The following is a 12,740-nucleotide window of genomic DNA, read 5'->3' as shown; positions in this document are numbered from 1 at the left end:
CTACAGCCAGCCGTTGTGGCGGGCCAGGCGGGCGGCCTCGATCCGGTTCCTGGTGCCGGTCTTGCCGATGGCCGACGACAGGTAGTTGCGCACGGTGCTTTCCGACAGGTGGAGGCGGGCCGCGACGTCGGAGATCGTCGAGCCGTCGGCCGCCGCGGCGAGGACGTCCCGCTCCCGGTCGGTCAGCGGGCTCGGGCCCGTGCTGAGCGCCGCCGCCGCGAGGGCGGGGTCGATGACCCGCTCGCCGCGCAGCACGCGGCGGACGGCGTCGGCGAGCTCCTCGACCGGGCCGTCCTTGACCAGGAACCCGCGCGCCCCGGCTTCCATGGCGCGACGCAGGTAGCCGGGCCGCCCGAACGTCGTGAGGATGAGCACGACGCAGCCGGGCAGGCGCTCGCGCAGGTCGGCGGCGGTCTCCAGCCCGCCGCGGCCCGGCATCTCGATGTCGAGCAGGGCCACGTCGGGCCGGGTGCGCAGGGCGGTGTCCACCACCTCGTCGCCGTGGCCGACCTGGGCGACGACCTCGATGTCCTCCTCCAGACCCAGGAGCAGGGCCAGCGCGCCGCGCATCATGCCCTGGTCCTCCGCCAGCAGCACCCTGATCACTGGCCGTCCTCCTTTTCGTACGGCTCCTTTTCGTACGGCACCGCCACCCGGAGCAGGAATCCTCCGTCCGGCGGCGCGGTGGTCTCCACGGCGCCGCCGGCGGCCTTCACCCGCTCGCGCAGGCCGATCAGTCCGTTGCCGTGCCCGTGGGACTTCTTCGGCGGGCCGTCATCGCGGATCTCCAGGACCAGGAGCCCGCCGTCGTCGCGCAGGCCGATCTCGCAGGCCGACGCGCGGCTGTGCCGTACGACGTTGGTCACGCCCTCGCGTACGGCCCAGCCGAGCAGGGCGTCGGTCTCGGGGCCGGGCCGCACGGAGGAGGTGCGGACGCTCGTCTTGATGCAGGCGTCCGCGAGTGCGGTGCGGGCGGAGTCGAGCTCCGCGGTGAGGCCCCTGCCGCGGTAGCCGGTGACGGCCGCGCGCACCTCGGTCAGCGCCTGCCGCCCGATCTGCTCGATGTCGGCCGCCTGCCCGGCCGCCGCGTCCGCGTCCACCCGCGACAGCCGGCGTACGGCCTCGGCCTTGACGACCATGACCGAGAGGGTGTGGCCGAGCAGGTCGTGCAGGTCGCGGGAGAAGCGCAGCCGCTCCTCGGTCACCGCGGCCCGGGCGAGCTCCTCGCGGGTGGCCTTGAGCTCGTGGATGGCCTCCCACAACCGGATGATGATCGCCGGGATGAGGCCCGCGGTGAACGTGCCCCAGACCAGTGCGAGGATGCCGGTGAGGTCGGCTCCGGCCCCTGCGGCCACGGCCAGGGCCGCGGCGCACTCGGCGAACAGCACCACCGGAAGGACCTTGCCGCGCACGGTGGTCCCGGTGGCGACGGCCAGCATGACGACCAGGTAGAGCCAGTTGTGCCGGAACCCGGCGGCGGACGCCAGGACCACCACCGTGAGCAGTCCGAGCACCGGCAGGGCGCGCCGCCTGTCGGCGAAGGCGTAGTGCGTGGTGACCACGTAGAGCCCGGCGGCGGCCAGCGCGGCCGGCCAGGCCAGCCACAGCGGGTGCGAGCGGCCGTGCGCGATGTCCCACACGGGCGCTGCCGTGACAACCGCCCACAGGTACATGCCCTTGGCGTCGGGGCCGCGCTCGCCCTCGCGCAGCGGGTCGAGCCAGGTGTCGCGCTCTGTCGTCATCGGGAACGTCACATTAGCGGTCAGGCCCGGCGGCCGGCGCGGCGGTAGCCGTACACCGCGTAGACGGCGAAGACGAGCAGCCAGGCCGACAGGATCACGACCTGGCGGACGGTGGGGACGTCGCCGAACGCGATCCGCCACGACAGGCCGGCGTAGCTGTTCGACGGGGTCCACTCGGCGATCGCCCGCAGCCAGGACGGGAAGTTCTCGACCGGCACCCACAGGCCGCCGAGGATGGCCAGCGTCAGCATGGTCGCGATGTTGGCCATCGCCGCCGACTGGCCCGACAGGCGGTAGCCGTTGCCGAGGCCGAGCAGGGAGAACGGCACGGTCCCCGCCCACAGGAGCACGACGATGGCCAGCCACCGCTGCGGGGGGAGCGTGACGTGGTTGACCAGCAGGCCGGTCAGCAGCACGGCCGCGATGCTCGGCACGACGCCGGCCACTCCGGTGACGACCTTCCCCGCCACGACCTGGGCCGGGGTCAGCGGAGTGAGCCGCAACTGGCGCAGCCACCCCGCCGCGCGATCTTCCGCGATGCCGCTGCCGTTGTTGAACGCGCCGCCGAGCGCGCCGTACGCGGCCATGCTGACCATCGTGTAGATCGCGGCGTCGTGCCGGTCGCCGGGGGCCAGGCCGAGGTTGGTGAAGACGAGGTACATGACGACCGGCATCACGATCCCGAAGATCACGTAGCCGCCGTCGCGCATGGTCCTGATCAGTTCGAGCCGTACGTATCCCCACATCACGCGTTCTCCTTCGCCGTGAGGGCCACGAAAGCGTCCTCCAGGTCGGCGGGGACGACCTCCAGGCCGCGTACGGCCCCCGCGCGGGCGAGGGCCATGACGGTGGCGTCGGAGTCGCCGCTGCGCAGGTGGACCCGGCCGCCCCTGATCTCCATGTGGCGCACGCCCGGCAGGGTCGCGAGCCAGGCGGACTCGCCGTCGGCGGTCACGCTCACCGTGGTCAGCGCCACCGCCCGCTTGATCTCCGCGCTGGTGCCGTCGGCGATCACCCGGCCGTGGCCGAGCACGACGACCCGGTCGGCGTGCTCGTCGGCCTCGTCCAGGTAGTGGGTGCTGAACAGGATGGTCTTGCCCTGGCTGGCCAGCCCGCGCATGCCGTCCCAGAACTCGCGCCGGGCCTCCACGTCGAGCGCCGCGGTGGGCTCGTCGAGGACGATCAGGCCGGGGTCGCCGCACACCGCCATCGCGAACCGCACGCGCTGCGCCTGCCCGCCGGACAGCCGGTCCACCCGGCGGTCGCGCAGGTCCCCGATCCGCGCGAGCGCGAGCACCCGGTCGAGGGGGAGGGGAGCGGCGTAGGTCCCGGACACGAAGGCCAGCAACTCGCGGACCGTGACCCGGGGGATCAGGCCGCCCTCCTGCGGCATCGCGCCCACCAGGCCCTGCCGTACGGCCTGCTCGGGGTCGAGCCCGAACAGCGCGGCCCGCCCGGAGTCGGGCGGCAGCAGCCCGAGCAGCAGCGCGATGGTGGTCGACTTGCCCGCCCCGTTGGGGCCGAGGAGGGCGACCGTCTGGCCGCGGGGGATCGCGAGCGTGAGCCCGTCCACGGCCCGTACGGGGCCGAAGTGCTTGGTCGCCGAGGTCAGGGACACGGCGTCGGGGGATTTCGCGGTCATGGGGACGACGGTAGGCGGGCACCGCAGGCCCCAGTAGATCAATCGATACGGCCCTGGGCAGGACAAATGTCCCACCCAGGGAATCTACAGTGTAAAGGCGTCGGCTTGCTAAGTCATATCAGCAAGGAGCAGGGCCAGATCGCCGGGGCGGGAGAGCATCGGCCAGTGACCGGTGGGCAGCTCACGCAGCTCCCACTCCGGCCCGCCCAGCGGCGCGAACGCCGGATGCCCGGCCGTGATCAGCCCCTTGACCTGCGCGAGCGGGAACGAGCAGCTCACCAGCGTCTTCGGCAGCGTGGCGAACGCGGCGGCGTCGTCGCCCAGCGCGAGGGGCTGCGTGATCGTGCCGAGCGGCTGGTCGGTGGCCCGGGCGGCCATCAGCGCACGCTCGGGCTCGCCCAGCCCCTCCAGGCTCGCGCCCGACTCCTCCAGTTCGTGCCAGGAGGGCATGGGGTAGCGCCGGCCGTCCTCGACGCGCTTCTCGACGAACTCCCGCCCGGTCAGGTCGATCTGGGCCATGCCGTCCGGCACCGGGCCGCTCTCGACGTACACGACCCGGCTCACGCGGCCGGCCGCGCGGGCGGCGGCCCCGGTGACCGCGGCGCCGCTCCCGCTGTGGCCGACGAGGACCACGTCGTGCAGGTCCTCGGCCTCGATGAGGCCGGTGATGTCACGGATATGGGTGTCCAGATCCAGGGCGGGGGAGGCGAGGTGGGCGCGGTCGGCGAGGCCGGTGAGGGTCAGGGGGTGGACCTCGTGCCCCATGCCGCGAAGGGCGGCGGTCACGTCCCGCCACGCCCATGCGCCGAGCCAGAAACCAGGAACGAGTACGTATGTCGTCATGCGTCGACGTTAGAGCCGAATCAGGGCAGAATCGGTCCTGATATGTCGACCAATCGCGTCCTCGCCTTCCTGGAACTGCTGCAGGCCCGGCCCGGGCTCACCGGTCCCGAGCTCGCCGAGCGCCTGGACGTGGACGTGCGGAGCGTGCGCCGCTACGTGCGCAGGCTGGAGGACCTCGGCATCCCGGTGGAGGCCGAGCGGGGACGCTATGGCGGCTACCGGCTCATGCCGGGATACCGGCTGCCGCCGCTCATGCTGACCGGCGACGAGGCCGCCGCCGTGGTGCTCGGGCTGCTCGCGGGCCGCCGCGCGGGCCTGACGGTGGGCGAGGGGGCGGCCGAGAGCGCGCTCGCGAAGATCCAGCGGGTGCTGCCCGACGCCCTGCGCGAGCGGGTCGGCGCCGTCGAGGACATGGTCGGCCTGACCACCCGCTCCGCCACGCTCTCCCCGCCGAGCGGCGCCACGCTGCTGACGCTGGCCGACGCGGCCCGCCGTCGTCTCCGCGTACGGCTGGCCTACCGGTCCTACCGCGGACAGGACAGCGAGCGGACGGTCGATCCCTACGGGCTGGTGTTCCATTCGGGCCGCTGGTATCTGACCGGCCACGACCACCGCAGGGGCGAGGTGCGGACGTTCCGGCTCGACCGGATCGGCCGGGCGGAGACGACGGAGGAGGAGTTTCCCGCCCCGGGGGAGTTCGACGCGGTCGCCCACGTCATGGAGTCGCTGGCCGGTGTGCCGTACCGGTACGAGGTCGAGGTGGTGCTTGCCACGACGATGGAGGAGGCGCAGCGGCGGATCCCGCCGACGGTGGCGGCGCTCACCCCGGTGGACGGCGGCGTGCGGATGACCGGCCGCGCCGAACGGCTCGACGGCATGGCCCAGATCCTGGCCGGCCTGGGCGTGCCGTTCACCGTGGTCCGGCCACCGGAGCTGCGCGAGGAGGTGCGGGCACTCGCCCGCCGCCTGGAGGAGTACGTCACGCCCCGGTGTTGACCACGTTAGATTATGATCTTAATGTTACGGTGTGCCACGACACGCGGATCCGTTCGAGCGCCGCCGACGGGTGGCCGGGGCGCTGCTGCGCGTCGTGGCGGCTGAAGGTCTGGAGGCGGCTAGTCTTCCGCGGGTGGCCCGGGAGCTGAACGCTTCCACCGGCCTGGTGCAGGCCTACTTCCGGAGCAAGGACGAGCTGCTGCTGTTCGCGGCGGGGCATCTGGGTGAGCTGATGCGGGCCCGCGTGGCCGCGGCGCTGCACGGCACCACCAGCGCTGACATCAGGGAACGGCTGTTGCGTGCCATGAGCGTGGTGGCGGGCGCACACGACGACGGCTCGGCCGAAGGGCGGGTCTGGCTGGCGTTCCTGGCCAGGGCGCCCTTCCATCCCGCGCTGCGTGACATGCACGTCGCGGGGGCCGAGGAGATCCGGGAACACTGCCTGCGCGCTTTCGAAGCCGCCCGGCGGCTGGGGCAGGTGCCCGGTGACACCGACCCGCAAACGCAGGCTCTCGCGCTCGCGGCCTTCGCTGACGGGCTTGCCCTTCAGCGGGCCGTGGAGCCGGAGAAGTTCACCGACGCCCGGGTGCGTGAACTTCTCCGCGACCACCTCGACCGGATTTTCGCCGCTGGGGACGGCCGGACGGAGGGACCGCCGTGAGCGGGGCACTGCTGCTGTCGCTGGTGGGACTCGCGCTGCTGGACGGTACGAGCGTGGGCACGCTGTTCATTCCCGTGTGGCTGATGCTCACCCCCGGGCGGCTCCGGGCGGGCAGGGTGCTGGTCTACCTGACGACCGTCATGCTCGCGTACTTCGCGATCGGCCTCGTGATCACCCTGGGAGCCGGCCCGGCCGCCGCGGCGGTGGGCGGAGCGCTCGACAGCCAGGCGGCGCTGTGGGTGCAGCTCGCCGCTGGTGTGGGATTGTTCGCCCTGAGCTTCCGCTTCGATCCGAAACGACGCGGGGGCCGCGACGGCGCTTCCCGGTGGAGGGAACGTGCCGCCGCCGGGTCCGCCTCGGCCGCCTCGCTGGCGGGCCTCGCGCTGGTCGCGGTGCCGGCCGAGGTCGCCACCATGCTGCCCTATCTGGGCGCCATCGCCATGATGAGCACCTCCGGCCTGGCCGTCGCCGCCATGGTGCCGCTGCTCTCGGCGTACTGCCTGGTCATGGTGGCTCCGGCCGGTCTGCTCCTGCTCGCCAGGGTCGCCGCCGCGCACCGGGTCGAGCCGGTGCTGCGGCGAGTGGACGGCTGGATCGCCGCCAGAGCGGCAGGCGTCATGGGTTGGGTGCTGGCCATCGCGGGGTTCCTGATCGCCCGTGACGCGGCCGCGCGCCTGTGGTTCACGCACTTTGGCTGAGACGTGCCGTCCGGCCGTCCGGCGTACGGCCGAGGTCGAGCGCGGCGGCGTCGACAGGGCCCGGCCGCTCCCCGGCCTCGTGCTCGCCGGTCCCGTCCGGCCCGTGCGCGACCGGGTCGCCGGGCGGGACGAGACCGCGCCGCCGGGCCACCAGGCCGGACAGCAGGTCCTCCCACCGCGCGCCGATGACGTCGAGGTCGTAGCGTGCGGCCGTCTTCAACGCGTTGGCGCCCATCTCGCCGCGCAGGTCCTCGTCCTCGATGAGCGTGCAGATGGCGTCGGCCATCGCGTGGATCTTCTCCGGCTTCACCAGCAGCCCGTCGTGGCCGTGGCTGATCATCTCCTTGGGACCGGTCGGGCAGTCGTAGCTGACCACCGGGACGCCCTTGCTCATCGCCTCCAGGATGACCATCGGCATGCCCTCGTGGCGGGAGCTCAGCACGAACATCGAGGCGTCCGCGAGCACGGCGCCGACGTCCTCGGCCGGGCCTTCGAGGAACACCCGCTCGGAGAGCCCGCGCTTGTCGATCGACGCCTGGAGCTTGTCCCGCCGGGGGCCGCCGCCGTAGATCCGCAGCGTCCAGTCCGGGTGCCGCGCCGCCACGTGCGCCCACGCGCGGATGAGCAGGTCGTAGCCCTTGCCCCAGGTCAGGCGGCCCACGGTGACGACGGTCTTCGCGGTGAGCGGTGAGACCCCGCCGTTCAGGCGGGGCGTCGCGTTGGGCACCTGCGCCAGCACGGCCGGGAGGTCCTTGCGCGCCTTCTCGAAGGACCGCTCGTAGGTGCGCAGGTCGGCCTGCGTGAGGGTGACCACCGCGTCGTGCCTGCCGTACCTGCGGGTGATCTGCTTGCGCACCAGCGGCTGGTGTGAGGACAGGTTCCCGTGCTCCTGGGCGACCGTGATGATCTCCGGGGGTGCGAAGCGCGCGGCGATCAGGTTCAGGCCGGGCCGGGTCCCGATGAGGACGCCCCCGCGGCGGGAGCGGATGTAGCGGACCAGCTTGAGGTCGGTGCGCAGGGTGAACCAGTGGTAGGCGGCCTCGTCCTTCGGCACCAGCCTGCTCGGGAACCGGGACAGCAGGCCCTTACGGCGGGGCAGCCGGTCGTCGAGGTAGCGGACGCGCACTCCGGGAGGAACGGGGAGGAAGGGCTCCTCGCGTTCGCGTACGACGCTCACGATCTCGACGTCGTGGGTGCGGGCCAGATAGCCCGCGAGGTTGAAGACCGTCCGGATCGTGCCGCCCATGCCGTTGGCGTGCAGCAGCAGGATGCGGATCTCATGGCCGTCGGGCGGTGCCGCCGACCGGGCACGCTGCCGGTCACGGGCCTCCAGCGCCCGTACGACCACCCTGGCCGCTTTCCTGGCCACCCTGCGGTGAAGAGAAGGCACACTCACGCCCCGTTCGTGTCAGATGAAGATCCCCTTCCCTATGACGTAACCGGCAGTTCTTCCGTTGTTGTGAACTAGGTCACACTACGCAGGAAAAGGCCATATATGGTCGTCCGTTTGCTGGGGGCGTCCTCCAGAAAGGCGGGCACCTGATGCACTCCGACCGGCTCGAACGCACCTTCCGGGAGATAGGAGCAGGCGCGGTCGGGCACTCCGATAAGGACATCGCCGCCGGCCCGGGACAGGAACGGGGTGACCCGCCGGGCCAGCGGCTCCTCGTAGTAGACGTCCCCGGCCAGCACGACCTGCTGGGACGGCGTGCCGTCGAGCAGGTCGCCGCCCGCGACCCGCACCGCGACGCCGTTGGCGTGGGCGTTCACCCTGACGGCCGCCAGCGCGTACGGGTCGACGTCATTGGCGACGACCAGGGCGGCACCGGCCAGCGCCGCGGCGACCGCGACCAGCCCCGAGCCGGTGGCGAGGTCGAGGACGGTGCGGCCCCGCACGATCTCGGGATGGTCGAGCACGTGACGGGCCAGCGCCTGCCCGCCGGCCCAGGGGCAGGCCCAGAAGGGCAGCCGCCCGGCGCGCTCCCACAGCTCGTACACACGGTCGTCCCCGCCCGCGCCCGGCGTGATCAGGCGCAGCCGTATCTCCGGCACGTACGGCACGGCCGCGAGCCTGGTGTGCGCGCGGACGAAGTCCTCGGCGTCGTCCCCCACGGCCGCCGATCGTAGCCGCACGGACGTAGCAGCACGGACGTAGCAGCACGGACACGCGTCCGGGGCTACCCGCCGTCCTCAGCTTTGGACGTCGCCGGCGACAGTGGAGGCCGGGGTGCTGAGGATGCCGTCGAACGCGTCGAGGACGGGGGTGTGCACGTAGGCACTCTGTATCCGGATGCGGTCGGGGCCGGGGGTCTCGTGGCGCGCCTTCCGGAGATCGGCGATGCTGAGCCCCAGGCCGGCGTCGGCGAAGGCGGCTTCGACGCTTCCGGGCTCGGGCGGCTCCAGGGCCGTGTTGTCGATGGCGAAACCGAAGCGGGCGCTCTCGTCGGGACGCATGTCGGCGGTGTGCCCGGTGATGCTGGTCAGGGCGAGGGCGACATAGTCATCGCCCAGGGAGTTCTGCAGATGCTGTCCCATGGGGAGCCCGGTGAGGTGGCCGTTGAAGGAGACCGGCGTTTTCTGGATGTGGGCGTTGTGGGCCGCCAGCACGATCCGGGTGCCGGGGTCGAGGCGCTCCAAATGCCACAGAACCGACCCGGCCATGTAGACGTCCCGGGCCGAGGTGTCCGCGGTCAGGCCGCTTCCGGCGTACAGGTCGGCCATGGCGCGGAACGTGTAGTCGCCCTGGCAGGCGCCTTCCAGGCGGCGCAGAGCGATGTCGTAGCCGCGCTGGTCCGCGCGGGAGACGTACAGCGGTTCGACGGCGCGGAACCGGATGAGCAGGCGCATCAGGATCGCGCTGAGGGCGTCCTGTTCCGCGCTGGTCAGGCGGGTCCATGCGGGCGCTGCCGCGGCCGCGGAGGCACCGGCGAACGATGCGGCGATCCGCATCGCCGTCTGGACCGCCGGTAGGGCTTCGGGGTCGACCTGACGCAGGTAGTCGGCGACCGGGGCCAGGGCGGGAAGCAGGGACCCACCGGCCGCCGGGATGTCGATCCCGGCGAAACGCACCGGCACCGCGGCTGTGGCGTTGTGCCGGCGGATCCAGCGCAGCGGCTCGTCGACTCCCACCGGGATCGCCGCGGCGAGATGGGCCGGCAGATCCTCGTCCGCGCCCTCCCCCTGAGCCCAGGCGTCAAGGGGGAAGCCTTCGCTGAAGCCGTACTCGAAGGCCAGGACGGTGAAGCCGCAGCGTTCGACCAGGAACCGCAGGATGCGCCGGCGCATGAGAGAGAACTCGGTGATGAAGTGGGAGTTCTCGCCGATCGCGACGACGCGCGCGTTGCCGACCACGTCGCGCAGCGGCTCCAGGTCATCGAGTGGCGCCGCCGGGTCGAGGTGGGTGAGTGGGACGGCATGGCCGTGAAGCCAGTCGGCGAACGGGTTGTGGTGGGACGAAGCAGGCATGCTGATGGCTCGATTCCTGAGTGCTGGAGCTTTGAGGTGCCGGAGCGCGAGTGGATCAGCGGTGCGGGAGCGCGGGCGCCACCCGCTCCAGGTCGTCGACGCTTCCGGACATGATCGTGCGGAGGTGTTCGGTGATGTGCTGGAGGGGCCAGTCCCACCAGGCCACCGCGAGGAGGCGCTCGATGTCCTCGTCGCTGTAGCGGCGGCGGATGAGCCGGGCGGGGTTGCCGCCCACGATGCCGTAGTCGGGGACGTCGTCGACGACGACGGACCCCGAGGCGATGATCGCTCCGTGGCCGATGCGTACGCCGGGCATCACCATGGACCGGTATCCGAGCCAGACGTCGTTGCCCACCACGGTGTCGCCCCGTCCGGGCAGGCCGGTGATGAGGTCGAAGTGCTCGGCCCAGGAGCCGCCCATGATCGGGAAGGGGAACGTCGAGGGGCCGTCCATGCGATGGTTGGCGCCGTTCATGATGAAGCGCACGCCTTCGGCCAGCGCGCAGAACTTCCCGATGACCAGTTTCTCCGGCCCGTAGTGATACAGCACGTTGCGGGTCTCGAAAGCGGTCGGCTCGTCCGGGTCGTCGTAGTAGGAGAACTCTCCGACCTCGATCAGCGGCGAGGTGATCAGCGGTTTGAGCAGCACCACCCGCGGCTGCCCGGGCATCGGATGCACCACGGTCGGGTCGGCGGGCACGGTCGGCATCACCAGTCGTTTCCTTCCTTCAAGGGTGTTCGAGGGCTTGGGCGCGTGAGGTGTCGAGGCCCCTGGCGGCTCGCCGAGCATGCGTGCCAGGGCGAGAGACCGCCGCTGTCCGGAGGACAGCCGGCCGACCGGCGCCGTCGTTCTCGCGGACGATCCGGTGCGCTCACCCGCGGCGCCCGAGTGGGTCACCGAGTCGCGGGCGAGCCCGCCGTTGAGGGACTCACCGACGGCAAGCGCGGTGATCCGGACGGGCACGCAGGCACTCCGGAGCATTCGAGGGCAGGGCGGCCGTCAGAAGCCGCACGGCCGGGCGAACGCTTCGGAAGAGCATTGATTACTCCACTATTGCGACAGTTGGTGCATTAAGATACTGCCACGACGCCGTCCCATCGAGCAACCGGACCACCAGCGATGACTTCTCCGGCACCAGAACGGGGAGAGCACCCCGCCCGTATTCGTACGTCGTGCTCGACGCGGTCCTCGCGCAGCTCGGAGAGCGCGGTTGTGACGGGCTCACCATGGAGACCGTCGTCGCGCGCGCGGGGTGCACCGCGCGACGGTGTACCGGCGCTGGGGGGGATGTCGGCGGCCGGCGACACCTGATGGGCCCGGCCGGCTCGCCCACCCCGCCGATCCGCATCGGGTGCGCGACGTTGGTGGCGTTGCGCACGGCCGGGTGCCCGCGGATCTCTAAGAGAAGATTTCGGCGCGGGTGAAAGGCGGTCGCCTAGGTGAAAGGCGGCCGCCTAAAGGAGCGTGAGCTGTTCGGGCGTCACGGCCGGTGCGGTCGGGGGGACCGGCCGCTCGCCGGGGCGCCGCCCGACACTGGCGCCGCGCGCGCCTGCTGCTCGATCGCCGCGCGTTCCTCCTGCTTCGCCGCCGCGCGCTCCTCCTGCTTCGCGGCCGCGCGGGGCCGACCGGCCGATGCCGTGCTCGCGGGCGAGTTCGCGCACGGCCTGGGCGATCCGTTCCTGGTATGCCCTGGGGGCGTAGGCGCCCCGGCCGTACAGCTCCAGATAGCGGGGGACGAGCCGGGGGTGCTCTTGCGACAGCCAGGCCATGAACCACTCGCGGGCGCCCGGCCGCAGATGCAGCACGATCGGTGTGACGTGCGTCGCGCCTGTCTCGGCGATGCGCCGCACGGTGGCCTCCAGCGCCCGCGGGGAGTCGCAGAGATAGGGGAGGATCGGCGCCATGAGCACGCCGCACGGGATGCCGTGCTCGTTCAGGGTGGCGCACACCTCCAGCCGCTTGCGCGGCGACGGGGTGCCCGGCTCGACGGCCCGCCACAGCGACTCGTCGGTGAAACCGACGGAGACGGCCGTGCTGACGTCGGTCACCTCTGCCGCCTCGCGGAGCAGTCCGAGGTCGCGCAGGATCAACGAGCCCTTGGTGAGGATCGAGAACGGGTTGCGGGCGTCCCGCAGAGCCGCGAGGATGCCCGGCATCAGCCGGTAGCGACCCTCGGCCCGCTGGTAGCAGTCGACGTTGGTTCCCATCGCGACGGGGTGCCCGCCCCACCGGAGCGCCGCCAGCTCTTTGCGTACGAGGTCGGGGGCGTTGACCTTCACGACGATCTTCGAGTCGAAGTCCCGCCCGGAGTCCAGATCGAGGTATTCGTGGGTCCTGCGGGCGAAGCAGTACGTGCACGCGTGGGTGCAGCCCCGATAGGGATTGATCGTCCACTCGAACGGGACCCGGCTGGCCGAGGGGACCCGGTTGATGATCGACCTTGCGTGGATCTCGTAAAACGTCACGCCCCGGAACTCCGGGGTGTCGAAGGTCCGCGTCACGGCCGACCGGGCGAACAGGGGAGTCGTCTCCCCTTGCCCTTCTTCCCCCGTTTCGAGGCGCAGCCCGTCCCATCGCACTCTCTGATTAGAACAGAGGTTCGATGGAGATCGCAACGTGCAACGCGTCGTAAATCGCGGCCCTGGAAACGGCTAACGATCTTCATCGTTGGGCAGAACGTCGGCACATACCT

General features: G+C 71.8%; 13 protein-coding genes. 3 read left to right on the top strand and 10 right to left on the bottom strand.

Features of this window, described 5'->3' with window-relative positions; genetic code table 11:
- The 5 genes from ABZ857_RS11110 to ABZ857_RS11090 all read right to left on the bottom strand — a co-directional run bounded on the left by ABZ857_RS11110 (window position 1) and on the right by ABZ857_RS11090 (window position 4,227).
- Complete coding sequence (locus ABZ857_RS11110) at window positions 1-606, bottom strand: response regulator transcription factor (RefSeq protein ID WP_357041001.1); 606 nt, start codon at window positions 604-606, stop codon at window positions 1-3.
- On the bottom strand, window positions 603-1,742 hold the full coding sequence (locus ABZ857_RS11105; protein ID WP_357040998.1) for a histidine kinase: 1,140 nt from the start codon (window positions 1,740-1,742) through the stop codon (window positions 603-605). The genes ABZ857_RS11110 and ABZ857_RS11105 overlap by 4 nt, the downstream gene beginning before the upstream one ends.
- Window positions 1,743-1,762: 20 nt before the next feature.
- A complete protein-coding gene (locus ABZ857_RS11100) occupies window positions 1,763-2,488 on the bottom strand; it encodes an ABC transporter permease (RefSeq protein ID WP_357041106.1) in 726 nt (241 codons plus the stop codon).
- A complete protein-coding gene (locus ABZ857_RS11095; protein WP_357040995.1) occupies window positions 2,488-3,384 on the bottom strand; it encodes an ABC transporter ATP-binding protein in 897 nt (298 codons plus the stop codon). The genes ABZ857_RS11100 and ABZ857_RS11095 overlap by 1 nt, the downstream gene beginning before the upstream one ends.
- A gap of 108 nt (window positions 3,385-3,492) precedes the next feature.
- Window positions 3,493-4,227, bottom strand: a complete 735-nt coding sequence (locus ABZ857_RS11090) for an alpha/beta hydrolase (protein ID WP_357040992.1) — start codon at window positions 4,225-4,227, stop codon at window positions 3,493-3,495.
- Window positions 4,228-4,269: 42 nt separating this feature from the next.
- Between ABZ857_RS11090 and ABZ857_RS11085 the strand changes: the two genes are divergently transcribed.
- Genes ABZ857_RS11085 through ABZ857_RS11075 form a run of 3 tightly spaced genes read left to right on the top strand, consistent with a single transcriptional unit; the run spans window position 4,270 to window position 6,582 of the window.
- Window positions 4,270-5,223 carry a YafY family protein gene (locus ABZ857_RS11085; protein WP_357040989.1) on the top strand — a complete coding sequence of 318 codons (954 nt, stop codon included), beginning with the start codon at window positions 4,270-4,272 and terminating at the stop codon, window positions 5,221-5,223.
- A 31-nt stretch (window positions 5,224-5,254) separates the two neighbouring features.
- Window positions 5,255-5,884: a TetR family transcriptional regulator C-terminal domain-containing protein gene (locus ABZ857_RS11080; protein ID WP_357040986.1), complete on the top strand. Its 630-nt coding sequence runs from the start codon at window positions 5,255-5,257 to the stop codon at window positions 5,882-5,884.
- Entirely contained in the window at window positions 5,881-6,582 is a 702-nt protein-coding gene (locus tag ABZ857_RS11075) for a GAP family protein (protein WP_357040984.1), read from the top strand. Before ABZ857_RS11080 ends, ABZ857_RS11075 begins: the two co-directional genes overlap by 4 nt.
- On the opposite strand, the gene ABZ857_RS11070 is transcribed toward ABZ857_RS11075, so the two are convergent.
- The 5 genes from ABZ857_RS11070 to ABZ857_RS11050 all read right to left on the bottom strand — a co-directional run bounded on the left by ABZ857_RS11070 (window position 6,566) and on the right by ABZ857_RS11050 (window position 12,627).
- Window positions 6,566-7,978 carry a glycosyltransferase family 4 protein gene (locus ABZ857_RS11070; RefSeq protein ID WP_357040981.1) on the bottom strand — a complete coding sequence of 471 codons (1,413 nt, stop codon included), beginning with the start codon at window positions 7,976-7,978 and terminating at the stop codon, window positions 6,566-6,568. The genes ABZ857_RS11075 and ABZ857_RS11070 overlap by 17 nt on opposite strands.
- A gap of 68 nt (window positions 7,979-8,046) precedes the next feature.
- Window positions 8,047-8,694, bottom strand: coding sequence for a 50S ribosomal protein L11 methyltransferase (locus ABZ857_RS11065; protein ID WP_357040978.1), 648 nt, complete (start codon window positions 8,692-8,694; stop codon window positions 8,047-8,049).
- A gap of 78 nt (window positions 8,695-8,772) precedes the next feature.
- Complete coding sequence (locus ABZ857_RS11060; RefSeq protein WP_357040975.1) at window positions 8,773-10,047, bottom strand: erythromycin esterase family protein; 1,275 nt, start codon at window positions 10,045-10,047, stop codon at window positions 8,773-8,775.
- 55 nt (window positions 10,048-10,102) lie between these two features.
- Window positions 10,103-11,011: a CatB-related O-acetyltransferase gene (locus ABZ857_RS11055; RefSeq protein ID WP_357040972.1), complete on the bottom strand. Its 909-nt coding sequence runs from the start codon at window positions 11,009-11,011 to the stop codon at window positions 10,103-10,105.
- A gap of 491 nt (window positions 11,012-11,502) precedes the next feature.
- Window positions 11,503-12,627, bottom strand: a complete 1,125-nt coding sequence (locus tag ABZ857_RS11050) for an Rv2578c family radical SAM protein (protein ID WP_357040969.1) — start codon at window positions 12,625-12,627, stop codon at window positions 11,503-11,505.
- Between the last annotated feature and the right edge of the window lie 113 nt (window positions 12,628-12,740).

Origin of the sequence: Microbispora sp. NPDC046933 (genome assembly GCF_040644635.1) — a bacterium.
Taxonomy (GTDB): domain Bacteria; phylum Actinomycetota; class Actinomycetes; order Streptosporangiales; family Streptosporangiaceae; genus Microbispora.
This window is presented reverse-complemented; position numbering and strand designations above follow the sequence as displayed.